This is a genomic window from uncultured Microbulbifer sp. (assembly GCF_947498635.1).
GTDB classification, from domain to species: Bacteria; Pseudomonadota; Gammaproteobacteria; order Pseudomonadales; family Cellvibrionaceae; genus Microbulbifer; species Microbulbifer echini.
This window is the reverse complement of sequence record NZ_CANMKV010000057.1, coordinates 1-20,216: the sequence shown is the minus strand read 5'-3', so window position 1 is coordinate 20,216 and position 20,216 is coordinate 1. Positions and strand designations below refer to the sequence as shown.

Annotated in this window: 18 protein-coding genes, 2 tRNA genes and 1 pseudogene; 2 read left to right on the top strand and 19 right to left on the bottom strand. The window is 46.2% G+C overall.

Annotation, left to right across the window (positions count from 1 at the left end):
* Positions 1-156: 156 nt before the first annotated feature.
* From Q1A69_RS18775 to Q1A69_RS18740, 8 genes are all read right to left on the bottom strand, one after another.
* A complete protein-coding gene (locus Q1A69_RS18775; protein WP_299589022.1) occupies positions 157-846 on the bottom strand; it encodes an IS3 family transposase in 690 nt (229 codons plus the stop codon).
* Between the two features lie 11 nt (positions 847-857).
* Positions 858-1,148, bottom strand: a complete 291-nt coding sequence (locus Q1A69_RS18770; RefSeq protein ID WP_299589018.1) for a transposase — start codon at positions 1,146-1,148, stop codon at positions 858-860.
* A 78-nt stretch (positions 1,149-1,226) separates the two neighbouring features.
* Entirely contained in the window at positions 1,227-2,486 is a 1,260-nt protein-coding gene (locus tag Q1A69_RS18765) for a hypothetical protein (protein WP_299589016.1), read from the bottom strand.
* A 204-nt stretch (positions 2,487-2,690) separates the two neighbouring features.
* Positions 2,691-4,451, bottom strand: a complete 1,761-nt coding sequence (locus Q1A69_RS18760) for a CDP-glycerol glycerophosphotransferase family protein (RefSeq protein ID WP_299589014.1) — start codon at positions 4,449-4,451, stop codon at positions 2,691-2,693.
* Positions 4,452-4,468: 17 nt separating this feature from the next.
* A complete protein-coding gene (locus Q1A69_RS18755) occupies positions 4,469-5,167 on the bottom strand; it encodes an SDR family oxidoreductase (RefSeq protein ID WP_299589012.1) in 699 nt (232 codons plus the stop codon).
* Positions 5,168-5,194: 27 nt separating this feature from the next.
* Complete coding sequence (ispD, locus tag Q1A69_RS18750) at positions 5,195-5,887, bottom strand: 2-C-methyl-D-erythritol 4-phosphate cytidylyltransferase (RefSeq protein WP_299589010.1); 693 nt, start codon at positions 5,885-5,887, stop codon at positions 5,195-5,197.
* A gap of 26 nt (positions 5,888-5,913) precedes the next feature.
* Positions 5,914-6,783, bottom strand: a complete 870-nt coding sequence (locus Q1A69_RS18745; RefSeq protein ID WP_299589007.1) for an NAD(+) kinase — start codon at positions 6,781-6,783, stop codon at positions 5,914-5,916.
* A gap of 194 nt (positions 6,784-6,977) precedes the next feature.
* Positions 6,978-7,946 (bottom strand): pyridoxal-phosphate dependent enzyme, encoded by a 969-nt coding sequence (locus tag Q1A69_RS18740; RefSeq protein ID WP_299589005.1) that lies wholly within the window; start codon positions 7,944-7,946, stop codon positions 6,978-6,980.
* Between the two features lie 310 nt (positions 7,947-8,256).
* On the opposite strand from Q1A69_RS18740, the gene Q1A69_RS18735 reads away from it, so the two are divergent.
* A complete protein-coding gene (locus tag Q1A69_RS18735; protein WP_299589002.1) occupies positions 8,257-8,391 on the top strand; it encodes a hypothetical protein in 135 nt (44 codons plus the stop codon).
* A 110-nt stretch (positions 8,392-8,501) separates the two neighbouring features.
* Here the strand turns inward: Q1A69_RS18735 and Q1A69_RS18730 are convergent.
* The 4 genes from Q1A69_RS18730 to cysC all read right to left on the bottom strand — a co-directional run bounded on the left by Q1A69_RS18730 (position 8,502) and on the right by cysC (position 11,990).
* Positions 8,502-8,578: transfer RNA gene (locus Q1A69_RS18730), tRNA-Asp, on the bottom strand.
* A 27-nt stretch (positions 8,579-8,605) separates the two neighbouring features.
* Positions 8,606-8,681: transfer RNA gene (locus Q1A69_RS18725), tRNA-Val, on the bottom strand.
* A gap of 96 nt (positions 8,682-8,777) precedes the next feature.
* The gene (locus Q1A69_RS18720; protein WP_299589000.1) at positions 8,778-11,150 is read right to left on the bottom strand and encodes a DUF6351 family protein; all 2,373 of its coding nucleotides are present in this window, start codon (positions 11,148-11,150) and stop codon (positions 8,778-8,780) included.
* A 210-nt stretch (positions 11,151-11,360) separates the two neighbouring features.
* The gene (gene cysC, locus Q1A69_RS18715; RefSeq protein ID WP_299588997.1) at positions 11,361-11,990 is read right to left on the bottom strand and encodes an adenylyl-sulfate kinase; all 630 of its coding nucleotides are present in this window, start codon (positions 11,988-11,990) and stop codon (positions 11,361-11,363) included.
* A 977-nt stretch (positions 11,991-12,967) separates the two neighbouring features.
* On the opposite strand from cysC, the gene nhaA reads away from it, so the two are divergent.
* A complete protein-coding gene (nhaA, locus tag Q1A69_RS18710) occupies positions 12,968-14,422 on the top strand; it encodes a Na+/H+ antiporter NhaA (RefSeq protein ID WP_299588994.1) in 1,455 nt (484 codons plus the stop codon).
* Between the two features lie 261 nt (positions 14,423-14,683).
* Here the strand turns inward: nhaA and Q1A69_RS18705 are convergent, their stop codons facing one another.
* The 7 genes and pseudogenes from Q1A69_RS18705 to Q1A69_RS18675 form a co-directional block, all read right to left on the bottom strand.
* Complete coding sequence (locus Q1A69_RS18705) at positions 14,684-15,079, bottom strand: universal stress protein (protein WP_299588992.1); 396 nt, start codon at positions 15,077-15,079, stop codon at positions 14,684-14,686.
* Positions 15,080-15,422: 343 nt separating this feature from the next.
* Positions 15,423-16,253: a glycerophosphodiester phosphodiesterase gene (locus tag Q1A69_RS18700; protein ID WP_299588990.1), complete on the bottom strand. Its 831-nt coding sequence runs from the start codon at positions 16,251-16,253 to the stop codon at positions 15,423-15,425.
* Positions 16,254-17,575: 1,322 nt separating this feature from the next.
* Positions 17,576-17,827 (bottom strand): annotated as a pseudogene (locus Q1A69_RS18695) (Txe/YoeB family addiction module toxin).
* A 3-nt stretch (positions 17,828-17,830) separates the two neighbouring features.
* Positions 17,831-18,133 carry a hypothetical protein gene (locus Q1A69_RS18690; protein WP_299588988.1) on the bottom strand — a complete coding sequence of 101 codons (303 nt, stop codon included), beginning with the start codon at positions 18,131-18,133 and terminating at the stop codon, positions 17,831-17,833.
* On the bottom strand, positions 18,130-18,987 hold the full coding sequence (locus tag Q1A69_RS18685) for a PA4780 family RIO1-like protein kinase (protein WP_299588986.1): 858 nt from the start codon (positions 18,985-18,987) through the stop codon (positions 18,130-18,132). The genes Q1A69_RS18690 and Q1A69_RS18685 overlap by 4 nt, the downstream gene beginning before the upstream one ends.
* A gap of 225 nt (positions 18,988-19,212) precedes the next feature.
* Positions 19,213-19,668 (bottom strand): DMT family transporter, encoded by a 456-nt coding sequence (locus tag Q1A69_RS18680; protein ID WP_299588983.1) that lies wholly within the window; start codon positions 19,666-19,668, stop codon positions 19,213-19,215.
* A 138-nt stretch (positions 19,669-19,806) separates the two neighbouring features.
* Positions 19,807-20,112 carry a CPCC family cysteine-rich protein gene (locus Q1A69_RS18675; protein WP_299589020.1) on the bottom strand — a complete coding sequence of 102 codons (306 nt, stop codon included), beginning with the start codon at positions 20,110-20,112 and terminating at the stop codon, positions 19,807-19,809.
* Between the last annotated feature and the right edge of the window lie 104 nt (positions 20,113-20,216).

The window sequence follows — 20,216 nt, the reverse complement described above, 5'->3', positions numbered from 1 at the left end:
TGTGGAAGCTTACTAGCCTACAGCCAGCTGGCCTCTCTCGCTATTGCCAAGTGTGTCGGTTGTTATGGGAATCTAGGTAATACGTAATATAGGCTCTCACATCGGATATCGCATATTCCCTTGTCGGATAGATGTTTCCCGTCAACCATTCCCGTTTCAGGCTGCTAAAAAGCGTTCAGTCGGTGCGTTGCCCCAACAATTTCCCTTTCGGCTCATTGAGCACAACATTCCATGCTGTTTCAACAGCTCTTGGTAGGTATGGCTGGCATACTGACTGCCCCGATCAGAGTGGTGTAGAAGATCCTTTAGCGGTGTACGCAAATTAACAGCCATCATGAATGCACGACTTACCAAGGCCGTTTCCATCTGGCGATCTAGATGCCAGCCAACAATCCTGCGTGAATAGAGATCAATCACTACCGCCAAGTACAGCCAGCCTTGTACAGTCCAGATGTACGTGATATCAGTAGTCCAAACTTGATTTTTAGAACTCGGTGCGAACCCCCTATTCAGAAGGTTTTCCGCGATGGGCAGTTGGTGTTTACTATCTGTCGTCAGTGTAAATCGTTTCTTGCGCTTTACTGCCAAACCTAGCTTTTTCATTAGCTTGCGGACACGATAGCGACCAATTTTAAAGCCTTCTTTGCGTAACAGTTTCACTAACCGGCGGCTTCCGAGACTCTGTAGAGATTCAGAAAATGAGGCCTTCAAACGATGACATAGTTTCCATGTCTGGCTATCTATTGAGCTATTACTGTGCTGACACCACTCGTAATAGCTACTCCTATTTACCCGCATCACTCGGCAGAGCGTCCTAACTGGAAAGCTGCCGTGCTGTTCTTTGATAAAGTTGTACTTTACTTCATTTCTTTCGCAAAGAAGGCACTGGCCTTTTTTAGGGTTTCTTTCTCCATCAGCGACTGCTTATTTTTGCGTCGGAACCGATCCAATTCTGCGCGCTCGCCGGTATCCAGCCTTACCCCACCCTCTTCCTGCTTCAGCCCTTTTAACCAGCGTCGCAGGTTACTGGCAGTGGTTTCTACAGCCTCTGCGGCCTTAGAAATCGAATACCCTTGCTCAGGGACAAGGGCTACGGCGTCTTTCTTGAACTCCGGCTTGAATTGCCGGCGGGTACCTTTTGTTGTCATACTTCATCTCGCTTGGTGGTTTTACCATCTTAGCGAAGTGTCCGGAAGGATTAGACCACTACAGTCAGATCTATTTGCTCACCGCGAAATCAAACCGACTAAACTGTCAAATTTCTCTTTTGGAGAATCGTTATCCGAAAACGGAGCATCACATGAATATAGCTCCTTACGTAACTCCAGTATCTTCTCAGGATATTTATCCATGTAACTCTTTAGTAACCCTACGTCAATAGCCTCATAAGTACCTTGTACATAGGATGCACTCAGCGTAGGTAGCAGCTTATGAGTCTCATCTTTTACAAAACATAGGTTTGGTACTTTTAGAGCGATGCATTCAGAAATTACTGATGAAACGTCAGATACAACAAGCTCATAACCATCAACAGAAAGTGTATCACAAAATTTTAACTTTACTCGCGACTGCAAGGTGCGCCTTTCAAGCATAGTTCGAAGCCGGCTTGTCTCAGGAAGCTGTATGCTGACACTTTCAAAATGTTTTTCAGCTGCATCTAAAGTATTCAGTAAAAATTTAAAATACCTTCTATCTCTTACCCCTGTACTAGGATGTGGCCGTATCGTAACACTAGAAAAGATTGTAGATATAGATGGGAAATATTGGCATATCGCGCTACTTTCCAGTGAAGAATATCTTTGTCTAGCATCAGCTCCCTCCCATGTCGGCGCGTAAAAGCACCCTGATTTTTTAACCCTACCCTCTCCTTTACACACGCCGATTACACCCACGGCTTTGACTCGATGCTCCAGCTCTGCTGGATGAAATATCCCATAGTTTTTTAATCGTTGCTTAGCAATATTACCAGCTACGAGAACATAATCATACATTCTTATCATCGGGTTTACCGATGCAAGCTTATCACTCTCACCATGAGCAATAAAAACATGGGTGGCCTTTCTAGCAAACATTAGATAGGGGTTGGTAATTGTATTAAACGGATAAAAAATAATGCTAAATTGGCTAAAGTCAATTTCATTAAAATTGGTAATCGCAACAAAGTTTATATTGCATCTCTCCAAAACCTTAAAGGTAAAGTTGCGTGTTTTGGTATACTGGAGAAATATCACCAGGACTCTTTCTTTAGAGAAAAATCCACTCTCAAACCACTTCGTAACCTGATAAACGCTCTCTTTGTCACTATTATCAAAGTACACAGCATTTTTAAAAGTAGACACTCTTCCAGCAGGCCAACTTTTGAAGTTAGGAAGCCAGAATTTATCATTTATTCGAGTGTAGTTTGCCTCCTTATTTTTACCAAAAAAAAGATAATATGGCCGCCTTTGCAGAATTAAACGGTAAGCTTTTCTCAGCAGGTTAAGCATTCTATAAAGTGTTTCCCATAAAAAAATAACTACACGAAGCGCCAACTAAAAATCAAGAAGCTACAAAACAAACTCTAATACCTACAGGCGTAATCGCAGATAAAAACCAAAACATAAACATTATAATAGCAACCGAGATAACAAACTGTGCACAAACTCACTCCTTAACTTCATATCAAAATTTACTATAGCAGCCTCAAAAGTTTATATAGCTTCCAGTAAATGTACTTTGGTCTGTGAAGAGGAGGGGCTTTCAAGAGAATAGCGTTCAGGATATAAGTCTCTCAATAGTACTGAATTGAACCGCGAAGAGCTTGAACCGTAAAAATCACCTAAAACATATTTTTTTGTATTTTTCAACTCTTCTTGAATCAATCCGCCACTGCAAATTAATGTAACCGCCTCTTCTAGAGTCGCCAAATCACCATTAAATATTAAAGCCCCTTTTGTCGTAGGAAATTGCTCAAAAAAGGCTTCAGATTGCAATCCACTCGGATTGGTGACTATCAGCGGTTTTTGCGAAGGAAGGTAATCTACGCAAACCGAAGATACATCGGTTATTAGCGCAGAAGAAGCATTAAAGTCTTCAAGAATTGAGGCCTTCGATTCCACATCAAATATAAATCTTGGCTCACTTGAGAATCTAACCAAAATCTCATCCAAAACTTGTCTATATTTTTCATTTACAGTCCCAGTTAAGGGGTGAGGTCGGAAACGTAAGTGCACCTCAGGGCAACTCAAAACAGTTACTACAATCTGCATCCCAAAACGCAGAAGAGAACTATAGGAAGCATCGCTATGATAACCTTCAAAGGTTGGCGCATACAGCACTTCGACACTATGGCCTGAATCAGATTCGCGTATAACACCATCAATTTGTGGACGACCAATTATTTCGAAATTACACTCAGGTATATAAACTTTATTTTTCTTATATCTATCTATTGCAGCTTCTCCAGCCACATATAATTTATCATAAATCTTACTAAAACTATTGCTAGATGAAGCTTTATCACTTTCTCCATGGAGCAATAATATATGCTTTAACTCATTAAACCTGGCAAAGTGGCCATTATGGATACTATTATTTACGTAGATAGCACCCCTAGCAGTAGAGCCATTAACAACTAGACCCAGGTCAGTAAACTTAGGAACCTGTACTATCGGGAATGAGGTGTGCTTACGTAGCTTTGCTGATAGCCCACCTTGACGCAATACAACCATTACCCGAAAATTTGTAGCGTTTAAAATCGGAAGCCAGGAAATTACTTGATATAAAGAATTTTTACCTCCGAAGTAGTAGAGGAAAAGATCTGGCTGATAGTCTTTCACCGCACCAGAAACAATTGGAGCTTGTACTTTACCTGTCAGGACAGGGCGTGAACTCAAGCTTATTGCATTCAAACCGCACAAAGTACTTATAGTTACAACTACCAGTAAACCACCTCCAGCCAAATAAATTAGATTTGAGTCAATATAAAAAAGGCTAAGCGCCAACAAGATTGCTCCTTCCATATTAGTCGCAATCTGTTCCGGTCTACTCTTGAAGGTTTTCTCAACCTTCCTTATGTAGCTAGAAGCACTTTCGAAGCCCAAATGCACTACAGGCGTAGATTTTCGGACTCTACTTTTAGAGGAGCGCTGTATAAAATAAACAGAAAATACAGTAGAAACCACCGCAGCTAACGCTATGAAGGTCAATAAAAGGCTACTCCCACTCAAATGCAAAAAACTAATCGTGAAGAGCGAGTTCATTACAAATAAGAATGGCCAACTCCAACCAAGTAGCGAGCCTAACAAGGATTTAGCACCAGCAAAAACCCTAAGGCTCAATTTCCTCAACATCAAAATAGCCATACACAACAAAAGAGTTGCACTGCTACCATCAAGTGAATGGAAATATGCTGACACATAAAGAGCAGCCAATCCGACACCCATAAAAACTTGACCAATCTTATTCGCCATTGATTCTTCAGCCCACTTTATCTTTTTCTGATCTCAATATTTTGACCTGTAATAAAACGGCCTTCCTCACTACAAAGAAATTTTACGGTGTTAGCAATTTGCTCCGGCTGCAAAATCAAGCTTTGATCCTCATCAGGAGCCAATTTCTTCCTTAATTCAGTGGCAGTTCTTCCTGGAGACAAAGCCAAAACTCTAATACCATATTCTTCTAGCTCTTCCGCCATTGTAATTGAAAAATTAATTACAGCGGCCTTGCTTGCAGCATAAGCACTCCAGCCAGGTCTTGCGGACATCCCTGCAGTGCTCGCGATATTCAAGATTACGCCATTCATGTTCCTCATATACCTGACAACTGATTTCGTACAGAGAAACACTCCGGTTAAATTAACTGCAATCGTTTTATCCCAGTTATCTAGCTCCATCTCTAAGATACCAACAGGGTCTACCCAGCCTGCGTTATTAATAAGGACATCAATATGACCGTATTGGTGAGCGATTTTCTCGAAAAGCTCTTCAATTGCACCAGAACTGGAAACGTCACACTCCCCCCCGACGAATCGCTCACTTTCGAATACACGATCACTCATTTTTAAAGCTTCAATATTTTTAAGACTTGAAGATAGGCCGACAACAACATCACCGCACTCTAAAAACATTTTTGAAATACAAGCACCGATCCCTTTGCTAGCACCGGTCACAACTACAACTCTCGACATAAATATTCTCCAAGCACACAATACTATTTACTTGTATTCTTCTATTAATTGGCTTTTATGTGACAATGTCAACTCTGCGATATGAAGATCATACGGCGTTGTGACCTTTACGTTACTCTCCCTACCGTCAATAAACTTAACTTTTTTGCCGTAATGAAAAGCTAGCATTGAGTCTTCAGTTGCATCATAATTTTCCGCATGCGCTCTCTGATGAGAAACCTTTAAAGATCCCGTTGAAAAAAGCTGAGGCAACTGGATGTTTCTTAGGGATTCCCTCTCAACCTCAGCCTCCATATAGGTTCCACCGATTGAAACCGTAAAAGGAATTTTGATTACCGGAACAACACATCCCAACTCCTCTTCCCAAGCTTCAATTAACGAATCAAAATCTTTTTTTACGATATACGGGCGGGCAGCTTCATGAATAAAAACTTCATTCGTTTGAACATGCTCCAAGGCCTTTAGGACGCTCTCCTGCCTTGTCTGACCACCAGCAACGAGAGCAACATTTTCTATTGAATATTTTTCGAGAAGCTCAACATATATATCCCTATAACTTTCATTGATCGCGAGAATAATATTCTCGATAGCCTTTACTTGGGATACCACCTCAATAGTGTGGATAAACAACGGCTTGCCAGACACACGTATAAACTGCTTTGGCAAATCCCTCTTTGCTCTACTTCCAACCCCTGCAGCGAGTAAAATTACATCTACCATTTGCACCTCCAATTTAGCGCTAATAATTAACTCGTCCAACCTAACTTAGATCGACAAGTCTCGTAAAAGTTATGATCAATAGGGTGAATCAATGTTAATCTATGTGGCTTTTTATGAATCCTTATCACGTCACCTGAGACCGTTATCACTTGCTCATGCCCGTCACACGTCACGTAGGAATGCGCACTATTTTGTTGCCCAATAACAATCTTAAACTCGCTGCTACCTTCAACAACGATTGGTCGGCTACTGAGGGTATGTGGATTGAGCGGTACTACTACTATCGCATCTAGCTTTGGATGCATAATGGGCCCCCCCCCAGAGAGAGCATATGCGGTTGACCCCGTGGGGGTAGATAGAATCAGGCCATCCGAACGCTGAGTGTATATGAATTGCCCATCTATATAGAGATCGAATTCGATCATCCGAATAAATTCGCCGGGATGAAGTACGACGTCGTTCAGCGCTGAGCCTTTTCCGATCGGCTTGCCATTCCTAGTTACAGACATATCCAATAGGAAGCGACTTTCGGCCATATATTTTCCGGCTAGCACCTCACCCACTTTTTGTTCGATCTCATCGGGGGTGATATCGGTGAGGAAGCCCAAGCGTCCGCGGTTAATACCGAGCAAGGGCACGCTGAATTTGGCGAGAGCGCGGGCGGCTGCGAGCAGACTGCCATCGCCGCCGACAACGATGGCCAGGTCGCAGAGTTCGCCTAGCTTTTCTTTTGAGGATACCCGTGCGCTGCTGGCAGATACTGCAGAAGCAGTCCCCCTCTCCAGCACAACGTCATAACCCTCCCGCTCGAGGAATGCAATAAGGCGCTTGAGCGAGAGCACAGCACTATCACTTTCGGTGCGACCAATCAGACCAATATTTTTAAATTCCGACACCGCTCCCCCTCTGGTGCCCGAACCTGGGCCTTGCGATTGACTCCTTACCTATCGGACGCCTGGATATTTTTTGCGCGTCGACGGGAAAAGCCTCCTAAAATGTAACTGGTGATTATGCCTTAGCTTAGTGCTGGAGTCGAACACGGACGAACGCCCCCCCCCCCAAAAAAAACCCAAAAAATATGTTTTTCAACCTAATCAAAAAGTTGAAATCCGCGCCGACCCTGAAGCCCACCGGAATGGAGTGCCAGAATCTTAGTACCGTAACTAAAATGACCTTCGCTAACCTCTTGAGACAGCGCATACATCAGCTTAGAAGTGTAAACAGGGTCTAACGGAACTCCGGATTCGCACTCGAAGGCTTGCTGAAACTCCTGCAGCCAACTGGGGTATTTGCCGTAGCCGCCACAATGATACTCATCCTCCAAGGCGATATCACTTGAGGCTATGCGCTCACCACTACGAGCTGCGCTCTCCGCTAGCGCTGTGAGCCAACGCAACGCCTCACGCCGAATGGACTCTCCTGCCTTAAGCACCCCTACGCCACGAACAGGGAAACTGTTAATAGATGAACTCAAGCCACCAAGGGTCAAGCCAGTACCACAGGCCACCCAAAGTTGATCAAAGCTAATTGGGTGGGTCGCCTCGATAATTCCTCCCAGCAAACGAATACCTCTTACACCGGCTAGATTTGCCCCACCTTCAGGTATATAGATACTATTGGCTACTTGAGCGCCTATAAGCTTTAGAAACTCCGGCTGGCTACGTTGGCGATAATGTTGTCGCGAGACAAAATTTAGCTGCATACCAAAGCGCTCAGCATCCCGGAGCATTGCGCTCAGTACAGGCGGACGCTCACCGCGGACAACACCTATGGTGCGGAAGCCAAAACGAGCCCCTGCCGCGGCAGTGGCATGCAAGTGGTTTGACCAAGCTCCACCACAAGTGACCAGGGTCTCGACACCTCGATCTTTAGCCTCAATAAGGTTGTAAAGGAGCTTGTAGGCTTTATTCCCGGAAATCAGCGGATCCAGGAGGTCATCACGGCGAATCCAGACCTCAATTCCGGGGAACAAGTCACTATTGATCTTTTGATAGGGAATCGCACGCGCGGCTTCGATGAAACCATTTAGGTCGAGGCTGGTTAAATAATGTGCTTCCACGTTCTTCGCTGTCACTTACAAAGCTGGGATTTGGCCGGGGAGCCACCACCTGCCCCCAGCTACTGGCTTCCACCGAAATATCCACCTCCTCAGTTGGCGGATGTTTTGCAAAGTCTAGCCATCGGCACTAGCCCCTTCGGACAAGCCAAGAGGAGGCGGATCTTGGCAAAAAGGCCAATATCGCGAACGTACACCTGACGGCAAATAGGCTGCCTCGCCCGGCAATGCTAGGGTTGTCATTTTACCGTAAAGAATGCCAGGCTCCGCTATTTCGCCAAAGCGAAACTCCCAAGTTGGCGACGGATGGAAAATGGTGCAGCTTGCGGATAAGACAGCCGCTGACTACCAGGGTGCCACTGACTTCCTCTACCAAGAGCATAACAATATGGCGACGCAGCGCATGATTCACGGTAAAACCTTCCCCCAGTGGTATCCAGATAAGTGATGATACGCACAAGGTCATCAATACGAGGTCAATCCGCTCCTGGCACCAACTTTTTGGGCGCCAGCCTCCCAGACACAAAAAAGCCCTCATTTTGAGGGCTTTTTTGTGTCTGGCGGACCGGACGGGACTCGAACCCGCGACCTCCGGCGTGACAGGCCGGCATTCTAACCAACTGAACTACCGGTCCTCGGTAGTGAACTTCCCAAAGGGAAGTTGGTGGGTGGTACAGGGGTCGAACCTGTGACCTACGGCTTGTAAGGCCGTCGCTCTCCCAACTGAGCTAACCACCCAATACTCTTTTTCTTTAAGGGCCTTGCCCCCTTGAGCGAGGCGCATAGTACCGGATTGAGTTTCTCTGTCAACAATTTTTGCGCCAAAACCGTAAATTATTCATCCGTTAGGTTCTCAACCGGCACAGACACTGGTGCTGGCTTTACTTCGCCCTCTCCTACATTCGCGCCCTGTAAGAGCTTACCCTGCCGATAATCTGGGTCGATTAGATGACCTGCAATCCTCACCGGGACCTCCTGAGGGATTAACGGCTCTTTTGGTCGTGCCAAGTCCTGTTCATTGTAATTACAAACACCCGTTGGAAAGATCCGCCGCAGGTCGTCGATGCGCCCAGAAATTTCCTCGGTATGCGAACCGTATATGCCTTTAGCCAGTGCCCGCTCTACGGGCTGGAGTGCACACTTAAAGACATCGTCGGTCACCGGCCCCCCTGCGACCTGCCGCGAGGTACTATGGGCCGGGTATACCCTCATACACTTCCCTTGCGCCTGGCTATTCCAGTCGCCGTTCCAAACATCGGATCCTGCCGCCAGCACATTGCCTTCTTGATCGAAGCAGCGGTCATTGGCGTCTTCCGGCCGATTGCCCACAACGCCAGCAGAAGGGTCATTGATGATGTTTTGCATCCAACGGTCAACGAGATCCAGCGCCTCACCCAATGGATTGTAATCCTTATGGCTGACCCAGATTAACTGGTTGTCTGCATGACCCCGAGCACGCCGAATACGCTCACGGGTGGAGAAGGATGCAGAGCTGTGGTGCATATCTGGCTCCTCATCCAAGTAGTGGCGCATATCGATAATCGGTATTTCCACATCTCCTAGGAAAACATGTCCCGAGCGGTATATCCCGCTGATCGCCTCCATGCTCCCACGGCTGCGCTCGGCGGGGCTTGTGAGAGAGCCCATATTTAAGTTTTGCTCACTCCATATAGAAAGGCGCACAGGAAAGAGCCCTCCGTTGAGGAACCATAATTTCTCATCGGTTTGATTCTGCTGTGCCTTCCAGCCGCCAATAGCGGCATTGATTCTCAGGAAGGTATCAATACTAATCCCGCCATCAACCAGTGTTTTAAGTCCGTACTGAACCCCTTCGTTATCCCAGGCCGTATTTGCATAGCCGTTTTCACCCGCCCCATAAAATTGGCGGAGATCCTCCCAGTGGGTCCAGTGCACTCTATCTGACAAGTCCCCGGAAAAGCTTTTGAAGAAATGTACAAAATTTGGATTATTCACCAGGGGCACCAAACCCCGCCAACCCTCGACACATTCCGTAGCACCACTTGCCCTTCCCCGATAACGACTATCGAACAAACCAGCGGCCATTGTAATCATCTTGAAACGACTACTCGCCTCAGGGTTCGCCGCCAACCCTTGTATAGCTTGGCGCTCCTCGACATTTTTCCAGCCTGAATTACCCACATCCAAAACGTCAAAGAAATATTCGAGCGGTTCACAGTCGAAGGCATAAATTGTCTGGGTGACCATATCTGGATAGGAGTACAGCGGTATCGCCGCATCGATAAGACCTGGAGCATTTTGTGCGAAAAGGTACTGCTGGATAGCGCCCCCAGAGCCACCTACACCCACCGTGTACATAGGCTCACCATAAAGCGCTTGGAACTGCTTCTTGACGCGCCGTGCGGTATCCTCTGCCAGCCAAAGGTTATAATGATTCCTGGTTTGATTGGCCGTTGAGTACACCACAGCATATCCGCGTGCCAGCTGGTCCATACGCCGCCTAGTAACATCACCTTTACTGATTTTCCCCTGGCGCCAACCTATTCCGACCCCGCCACGAAACTGGTAGATCAGGCGGCGATTCCAATTGCTACCATTGGGCTTTTCAGCGGTTTCTCCCTCCCCACGTAAAACAGCGATTGCATAAAAGTGCCGATTGATCGTGCCAGTTTCTACCCGAACAATAAAGTCCACCTGGCGACCATTCACTGTGACCTTATCGATATCGTTTCGGGCCTCATGCAGGTAGTGGAACTTACCGTCGTTTTTACTGCGGTAAAAGTAAGTAACTTCTGTCGCATGACTGCAATCCCGACTGTAACCGATTACCTCCTTGGTTCTTTTCCCCTCATCATTCAGAGCAAAAACGGGCACTCCTTCCTTGGCTTGGTTATCGACCAGAGGCTGCCTGCCGGTGACCATATTTCTGCCACAAAAGAATGGATATTTTGAAGGGCCGGTAAAAAGTGTCTCTACAGGTCCAACCTCGCCAATTGAGATGGGGAATGGAAAGTACTCTGGCGGCCGCGACATCATTCTGGGGTGGGGGCCAGCATAAGCCGGTGTAGGGCCGTACTCGAGCGCCCCGGAGGGCACACCGAGCACGGGAGCATCCACTTTGCCATGCACTTTTGGCAGTTTTTCGTACGTGACCCAAGCGCCCACCCCTAGCACTCCGGCCAACACCAAAAACAAAACAGAGAGAAACCAAGCTCCCCTTGTCGACATAAACGCCTCCACAGCTGTCAACTTCATGATCTAGTACAGGTTGAGTATATGAAGGGATAGAGCGGTCAGTCGGCAGTTGGCGCAGAGGGGGACTTATAGGAAGCAAGTATCAGAGGAGGAGGAGGCCAAGCGGCCATAAAATTCACCCAAAATAATAAGGGAGCCCAGTAATGGCCTCCCTTATTACGATATGGGCAGCCTGGAAACAGCTTAATCCTTCGCGATAATGCCCCTTTCCTGCAAGGTGGCGATAATGACTCCCACCTCTTGCTCCAGGGTCATCTCTGCTGTGTTCAAGCGCAGCTCTGGAGAAACAGGCGCTTCATAAGGGTCATCAATACCGGTAAAGCCTTTAATCTCACCTGCACGAGCCTTTTTGTAGAGACCCTTAGGATCGCGGGATTCCGCCTCCTCCAGCGGGCAGTCTACAAACACCTCCATATAAGGAAGGCCAGCATCCTCGTGCATCTTCCTAACCGTATCACGATCTTCGCGGTAAGGGCTGATAAAGCTACTCAAAACCACTACCCCAGTATCCGCAAACAGCTTGGAAATTTCACCTACTCGGCGGATATTCTCCTGGCGATCTTCGGCAGAAAAGCCAAGATTAGAGTTGATCCCCAAGCGAATATTGTCACCATCTAGACGGTAACTCAGTACACCGCGTGCAGCCAGAGCCTTCTCTACCGCTACTGCCACCGTACTCTTACCAGAGCCGGACAAACCAGTGAACCACAGGGTCACCCCCTTGTGGCCAAGGATGGCCGCCCTATTGTCGCGGGTTACGTCGCCATCATGCCAATGAACATTGGTCGCCTTGCGTTCAACTGTAGTCGTCACCGATCACTCCAAGATTGCAGATTCAATTCCTGTTTGCTCCACCGGGAAAGCGGCACAGTAGTACTGCTTAGCCCGAGAAACTTGGGGGCCAATTATCGAGGATTAGAGCCATAAGCGTAAAGGCCCTGCTTAGAGCATATTTAGCCGCCTATACCATAAGACTGCATAAGGAGAGCCAGAGAATCTTTCTAAGCAGAATGTCACAGGGGTAACCAAGGAGTAATAGAGCCCTATAAATAGGGAAAATATCCTAACAAGAAAACCTGAGCCCTCGAGTCCCCCTCAGTCATCAGGCACCCCTCACCGCTATTGAGCAACAGAGTCGACATGCTCACTCACTGAAGATGCTTGAGCTGCCAGCCCAGTGGTAGATCGCTCATCTTTTAGACAGCCCGAGCCACCAAATATTGCGGCAAGCTTACGGTGCAGGCTAGCCCGAATAATTATTCGGCCAAAATTTAGTTGTCAACTCGACACCGGTACATCAATGGTTCGCAGGTACCTTTGTCAAGCACGCAAACATCATTGGGCAATTTCTATAGTAGGATGTTTTACTAAATAAAAAATCACCCGAAAGAAAACCCATGAAATCAACACCACCATTGCTCGCAACCGCAATAAAAAAGTAAAATAACCCCCCTCTCTACACCTGAAGGTTAACCTCAAATAAATAATTGTAAATAATACAAAAACAACACAAAGGGACCAGAATATTTTACAACTACCTTATAAATGTCTGCTCTTCTATACGCCTCCACCACCCCGATCAAATAAGCCTTTCTTAGTGACCCCCTTAAAATTCGCGCGGAAATTTATGTATTTTTTCTTTCCATAACCCAACAAGTGAGCCATCCCCAACGATAAATGCCTGTCAATATAGATAACGACGCTGCCTGCATGCTAACCTCCATCCCTATAAATAGATTAACAGCCCCACATTTAGTAGGGCTTAGCCTTCAAGAGGAGGGAATTAGCCGATGGCAAAAAGCGTTTTAGATAGGTTTAAGATTCGCAAAGGAAAAGTCTTTGAGGCACCGCTGGAAGAGGCATTTGGCCGTCTAGTTACCCCCTTTGAAGAATTTATTCATCGACAAAGTAGCAGTGGTATTTTGCTGATGCTTTCAGCGTTGGCCGCACTCATTATCGCCAACTCTCCTTTACAGGATACTTACAAACACCTGCTACATATGCCCATCAGTATCGGGTCAGGAAACTGGGAGCTTTCTCTTTCGCTACACCACTGGATCAATGATGGCCTAATGGCCATCTTCTTCTTTCTGGTGGGACTGGAATTAAAACGTGAGTTTATGGTGGGGGAACTCTCCGATCTTCGCCAAGCGGTTTTACCAGTAATGGCGGCTATTGGCGGCATGATAGTTCCTGCGCTTATTTATGCCTCTCTTAATAGCGGTGCGGAAGGTGTACGCGGGTGGGGTATCCCGATGGCCACGGACATCGCCTTTGCTGTGGGCTGTATCGCACTACTGGGCAGCCGAGTCCCCCGTGCCGTTGTGACCTTCCTGGTAGCCCTAGCGATCGTAGATGATCTGGGTGCAATCCTTGTGATTGCGATTTGGTATACCGAACAAGTGAATATTACTGCCCTGATCGCTTCAGGTTGCCTGGTTGGGCTTTTGGCCCTTCTAAATGCCGCCGGCGTTCGCCGCTCCTCAACCTATGTATTTATCGGGGTACTACTATGGTACGGACTCTACCTGGCTGGTGTGCACGCCACTCTTGCCGGGGTAATTACGGCTATGGCACTACCCGCTAAACCGAAGTATGACCCCGTAGCCTTCAGCACCTTTGTAAAAGATATCATTCGTAGTTTTGATCGCTATTTCCGCCCAGGTGACAAAATCATCGCCAACGATGCACTGCACGCGCGAGTAATGGCTCTGGGCAATGGTGTGAACATGGCCCAATCCCCCCTGCAGCGTATGGAAACCCGGCTGCATATCCCGGTTGGTTTCCTGGTAATCCCTATCTTTGCCTTGGCTAATGCTGGCATTCCTTTCGATAGCTTTAACAGCTCCACAGCTGTACTCAACCCGGTAACCCTTGGAGTTATTGCTGGCTTGGTTGTCGGTAAACTGATCGGCATTGTCGGCGCTACTTGGATCGGCTGGAAACTCGGGTGGGGTAATTTGCCGAAGGCTGCTAACTTCCAGCATATAATCGGTGTGGCACTGCTTGCAGGCATCGGCTTTACCATGTCGATCTTTATAGCCGAACTTGCGTTTAGCGGCCAGGACGAACTACTCATCCAAGCCAAAGCGGGTATCCTGCTGGCATCGGTCATCGCAGGAATTGCAGGCTTCCTAGTTTTACGCAATGCACCCGTATCTGTAGATCGTGAGGGTGAGCTCAGAGAAGAAGATGATATTGAGAATGCAGAGGTCGGATATCCGCCCCACTCCGCACCTCAGTAATTAGCCGCTTAACTATAGATTTTCTCTAAAAAAACCTTAGGGTCGGGTAGCAACAGCTACTCGACCTTCGCTCTATCCCACACTATTTTTTACAACACCTACTCGCCACCACTCCAATATGAGCGATACTAGTGAACATGAATAAGCATAGATATTGGCACAACTTAGAGATAACAGGCGCACCAGCAACCAACCTGAGAATGAGTTTCTCCTGTGAACGGCAAATACTGCGCTTAGTTGTTTCAAAAAGTCTGATACAGACTAAATTCTAACCAGCGTTACATCACAGTGCGCATGATTTACGATACCATTCGCAGTAGAACCAATAAGAGAACTTATACCTTTCTTTGAATGCGTCCCCAGCACTATCAAATCTGCATTTCTTTTTTCGGCCTCCCTACAAATAACCTCATAAGGCTTGCCCACTTTAAGGATGCGATTCCTTTTAGCAACACCAAAGTCAGAAACGATTTCCTCAAATTTTGGAATCGCACTCTCTTTAAGCTCCCGCTGGTAGTCCTTTGGCAAAAAGCTGTAAGGCAGCACATTTAACACTATCAATTTACTATCATGCTGCTTACATAGCTCTACCGCCTTTGAGAGCACATAACGGCCTTCTTGGGAAGCCTCAATAGCGCAAAGTATGGATTTATACAAACCTCTCCTCCTTAGATTTTATGCTTGAACGCTCATATTAAACGGTAAATCAATAAGCACCCAAACCTCAATAACCCAATGAATTTCATTAAAAAATCAGGAAATCTCATCAAATTCAGACTGATCACATGAAATATACAACCGACTACGCGCATCATGACAAAATTCCAACATAGGAACCCCTTATGTGGCGCAGACCAAGCTGAGCCCATCGACTCTTAAAGCACTAAAAATATAAAATTAATAAAAAATCACATCAACCAGCGTATGGGAACTCATATCGTATTTTCAGGTATGAGCTAGCAACAATCACCTCCAAATAAGGGTGAACATAAAACAAAAGCTAGCGCTCTCCAGCATCCACAAGTGCCCGATAAATACGATCGGGGTAATCGCCAATAATACCATCTACACCCAATGAAATACTGCGTTCGATATGCTCCTCATCATTCACGGTCCAAAGATCTACAATCACCCCTTTTTTCTGAAAAAAACGCACATAGGGTTTGGTTGTAATGCCATACGGCAACTGGGCAACATCAAATTTTGGCCTGAAAGCCCACCCAAACCCCGAACTCCAGGCAAGGCTTGCCTCAATAAGCTCTCCTATACTTGCACTAGTTCTAACCCCTCCATAGCTGATATCTCGAAAATGATTCATAGCCTTGCTATGCTGGCTGGCAACAGTGACTTGCTGCTCCATCCGATAATCTGAAATGACCTGCCAAAGTACTTCTGATAGCGTTTTATCATTAGGTTTTATTTCTATATTAAAAACACCATCGGGATAACGCTCAAAAATCTCGTTCAACGTTACCAGGGTAAGCCCCTGACTTCGAAAGGGATAGCTCTTACCACCATCAAGAGTAAATTTGTAACCAGCATCCAAGACTTTGATTTCACTCAAGGTCAAGTCTTCGATTTTATCGGGAACCCCAGCGTTATCTTTGAGATCAGCATCATGATTAATGATGATATAATGGTCTTTAGATAAATGCACATCCATCTCCAAAATATCAGCCCCCTGCTCCAGTGCCATGTCAAATGCCAGCACTGTGCCTTGTGGGTACTCACCAGATGCCCCCCTGTGAGCAAGAATCTCAATAGCCAAGGCCTGATTACAAAAAGTGATGGTAAGAGCAAGAAAAGCAATGGCTTGTAAATTTTTTTTCATTTAGAGAGTTTCCTTTACTATTAAGAGATCAGCCACTCCACGAAACACAGCCAAACACCAACCAAAACCGAGAACTCAAAACTTCCATCCTCTAGGGGTCAAGATTTTCTTCTTACGCGCAAATAACAAGGATACTTTAACCCCCCAATCCAACACTTGAGGCCAACGATTAGCCCGACGGAAAAGGGAGTTATTCACACCCTGTAGTGCCGACGCACTTAATTCAATATTTTTTATTACACACGAGAAGAAACCCATCCCTATCGCAATATTTCAAGTCAACTGGATAAATTTTATTGACATCCAAGTGTAAATCTACGTACGTAATTAATGCAACATCGAGGACTCGGAATACCTCGCACTTTATACCTAGCCCGAATCCAAGGGGCGTACAGCACACGACACCGCAATAGAAGTTTCCTATCTTTGCGGTGCACGCCAGCAGGATATTTTAGCATTGAAACGCCAGGGTATTACCGAAAAGCAACTGCGGCTCTCGATCACAGAGCATGCATCTGATTCGCGGCAAAACTGGCCAGGGTTTCACTCGTGATGGTTTCAATAGTACTTGGAGCAGAGAACAACGAGCCGCCGCCGAGGCTAACGCCCCCAACCGGTATCGTTTTCACGATTTAGATAATGGGTATCTCAAATTTTGTCGGGGACAAGCAAGAGTTCAGTGGGCATAAGGGTCGTAGCATGATGGAGCGCTACAGCCATACCGCCGATAAAGTTGCCTCTTTCAACAAGGCGAGAATAATAGGAAAGAAAGGAACGCCAAAAGACACTGGATAAATGTCCAATCCAGGAGGATGAAAAAATCGATTGTGGTAAAAAATACCCCCTCGAATTACCCCTCAAAGACCCAATATAAAAAACCCCGCACTAAGCGAGGTTTTAAGCCCTTGACAAACAAGGAGAAATATGCGGCGGCCGACGGGGATCGAATCCGCGACCTCAGGAGCCACAATCAAACCAAAAACTGTATTAATATCATAGAGTTATATGTATTAGTGTGTAAATACTAGGGCCGCTCAACCCCTCCATAAACCCCGTGATTACTCAGCGAGTAAATTTTTAGCACACATAAAGCTGTGTATTTTCACAGTGGATAGACCACGATCTACGGCAAATATCCCCACCGAGTTGTATAGGCAGGCGATGCAAACGCCTGCCGCGCAATCAGTTGGAATTTTGGAGCTGGATCAAGAGAATTTTAAGCTGCTACAAAAGAGACTAACCACTCTCAAATAAGCACCTATACAGGTTGGAAAAGTCACTTTTCTCCTCTTGCTAACCAGCCTGATTGAACACTTAGGCCGCTAATAGTGATACCGGCATTGAATAATAGTAGGCCCGTCATCCTCAAAGGCGTACACCAGTCGATTGGTTTGATCGATAGGGCGCGACCAATAACTGCTGAGCCCACCTTTTAAGGGCCCGGGCTTACCGGCGCCTTTGGAGGGCGTGCGCATCGATTCGTTGATCAACTTATTAATGCGCTTTAGCCTCTTCTTATCTTGGTCCTGCCAGAATAAATTATCTTTCTAGGCAGCCTCCGCCCATGTCAGCAAGGTTTAGCCCTCGATCAGTTTACGATGCTGGACTTTTCCTGCGAGGTGCTGGGCGATAGAGCACTCCAAGTGAGCGGTGCTGGATGGGCTGCTTAACAGATGCACGGTTTCCATCAGGCCATTGTAGTGATACAACTGATCGTTGAAGCCTTTGATACCGGCTTCAACGATGTAGCCGTAGCTAAAGGGTAGGAAGCCCTGCTCCCAGATACTTTGCATTAGCTGCGCTACTCTCTGATACACCAGCTGTCTTCCACTGTAGGCAGCCCCAAGGTTACTTAAGGAAGTGCTTTCTGCTAAATTCACATCTCTTCTGCAAATTCACGTATGCGTTCTTTTCGCTCCAGTTCCTCCTGCATCACCGATTTAATTTCTTCTAGCACGGCGTCTACGTCAGTGTTGTCGCTATCATCGATAAACTCACCACTGAGCGTTGAACTAGCTGTTAAATTACCCTCTTCAAACAGTGCCCACATTTCCTTGGCGTATTGAGTCTGCAATAAGGCAGGGGCAAATTCACCATAATAACGACGCATATTGTTGACGTCGCGAGCGAATAATTCTTGTGCATTGTTATTGGCTGCGGCATTAACAGCTTGAGGCAAGTCGATAATCACAGGGCCGAAAGCATCAACTAGTACGTTAAATTCGGACAAATCACCATGTACAATTCCCTCGCAAAGCATGAGCTTAATGTAATGTATCATTAGAGCATGATCTTCAATTGCCTGCTCTTCTGACATTGTCACATCGCCAAGTCGTGGCGCGACATCGCCTGCTTCGTCAGTGATTAATTCCATCAATAATACACCGTCAACGCAGCCAAAAGTTTCGGGAACTCGCACAAGAGCATCGGCTAAACGGGATAAAGCATCAACTTCAGCATTCTGCCAAATCTCTTCCTGCTGTTGGCGGCCATAGTTCGACCGTTTTTGCATGGCGCGTGCTTGACGACCACTTCGAACTTTACGTCCTTCTTGGTATTGCGCCGCCTTTTTAAAGCTGCGCTTAGCTGCATCTTTATAGACTTTGGCGCAACGAATTTTGTCATGGCATCTGACAATAAATATATCGGCTTCTTTACCGCTCATTAGGCGGCTGATAACTTCATCGATTAAACCATCATCGATGAGAGGCTGTAGGCGTTTGGGAGTTTTCACGAGGTACCAACTTCGAGTGCTCGGTAATTAATCATATATACTATCGACATGCTTATGTGTGTGCTTGAATCAAAAAATTTAATCCTGCTTGTGAGTTAAGAGTGACTATGGGTCAATGTGGGGCCCTATAACGTCTTGCTAAACGGCAGCCCGACGAAGTGTAGGCTATCCGGTGGAGGGTTCATATTTTGCACCCGGAACGAATGTCAGCCACTTGTTAAGTGCTTACCGCCGGGCCACCAATAGCACGCCTACTACTATGAGTAACGCACCACACACCCTTGAAACTGACAATTCTATCCTGGGATACCCAAGCCATCCGTTATGATCTAGAACTAGAGACGCTATAACTTGGCCACAAACAATAGAGATTGCTAAAACTAGCGCGCCCAGCTTTGGAGCCAAAAATACAGACATTGCTATATTGAACGCCCCCAAAGCGCCACCAAGCCAAGCCCACCAAGGCATGGAAGAAATTGACTCTTTAGTGAACCAACCTTCATTATGAAAAAGTGATATAGATCCTAGTATGAGGGTACCGATCAAAAAAGAGATAAAAGCTGCTTGAATAGGGGTATTTAGAGCCACACGAAGCTGTGAATTTACACCCGCTTGTGATGCAAGAGAGCCACCGACAATCAGAGCAAAAACTAGCAGGGTATACGTACTTAAACTATTCAATTTTCAATGCTCTTTACTACTGATTGCACTTAACGCCGCACTCAGGGCGTCCAACTTTGGGTGCATTATACTCGAAAATGAGAGCGTAGCGACCGCACATAAAGTGTACAAAGCTGGTCATCAGCCTACAGCGCATTGTTAAGTGCTGCCTGTATTACCATCTGAATCTACATAATAGTCAGTGTGTGATTTTTTATCAGATTGCTCCGATAAGATTACCCAATTTGGATCTTTTTCAAATAGTGGATTATTGTGCTTAGCACTATAGCCATTTACATACCTGTACTGAGATTGACGCAAACTGTAAATGTTAGCGTCACCTTCATAATCTGGGTCTGAAAACTGAACAGAGTCATCCCCCCAATCACAAACATCACAGATTGTGAATGTTCCAGGAGGTTCAAGCTCTAAGCTCATATACCCACAACACCGACATATATACATCATTTCTCTCGATGACTCGCTTGACACTTATTAACTCGGCGATCCTATAGTTCTATATAATATCCAAATGGATATTATTGATGCAAGAAAATTACCCGCTTCCG

What these genes read in the sequence shown, in the direction of transcription:
- Q1A69_RS18770 (WP_299589018.1), bottom strand. Translation starts at nt 1,148, where the DNA reads ATGACAACAAAAGGTACCCGCCGGCAATTCAAGCCGGAGTTCAAGAAA.
- Q1A69_RS18765 (WP_299589016.1), bottom strand. Translation starts at nt 2,486, where the DNA reads ATGCTTAACCTGCTGAGAAAAGCTTACCGTTTAATTCTGCAAAGGCGG.
- Q1A69_RS18760 (WP_299589014.1), bottom strand. Translation starts at nt 4,451, where the DNA reads ATGGCGAATAAGATTGGTCAAGTTTTTATGGGTGTCGGATTGGCTGCT.
- Q1A69_RS18755 (WP_299589012.1), bottom strand. Translation starts at nt 5,167, where the DNA reads ATGTCGAGAGTTGTAGTTGTGACCGGTGCTAGCAAAGGGATCGGTGCT.
- ispD (WP_299589010.1), bottom strand. Translation starts at nt 5,887, where the DNA reads ATGGTAGATGTAATTTTACTCGCTGCAGGGGTTGGAAGTAGAGCAAAG.
- Q1A69_RS18735 (WP_299589002.1), top strand. Translation starts at nt 8,257, where the DNA reads ATGGTGCAGCTTGCGGATAAGACAGCCGCTGACTACCAGGGTGCCACT.
- Q1A69_RS18720 (WP_299589000.1), bottom strand. Translation starts at nt 11,150, where the DNA reads ATGTCGACAAGGGGAGCTTGGTTTCTCTCTGTTTTGTTTTTGGTGTTG.
- nhaA (WP_299588994.1), top strand. Translation starts at nt 12,968, where the DNA reads ATGGCAAAAAGCGTTTTAGATAGGTTTAAGATTCGCAAAGGAAAAGTC.
- Q1A69_RS18700 (WP_299588990.1), bottom strand. Translation starts at nt 16,253, where the DNA reads ATGAAAAAAAATTTACAAGCCATTGCTTTTCTTGCTCTTACCATCACT.
- Q1A69_RS18675 (WP_299589020.1), bottom strand. Translation starts at nt 20,112, where the DNA reads ATGTATATATGTCGGTGTTGTGGGTATATGAGCTTAGAGCTTGAACCT.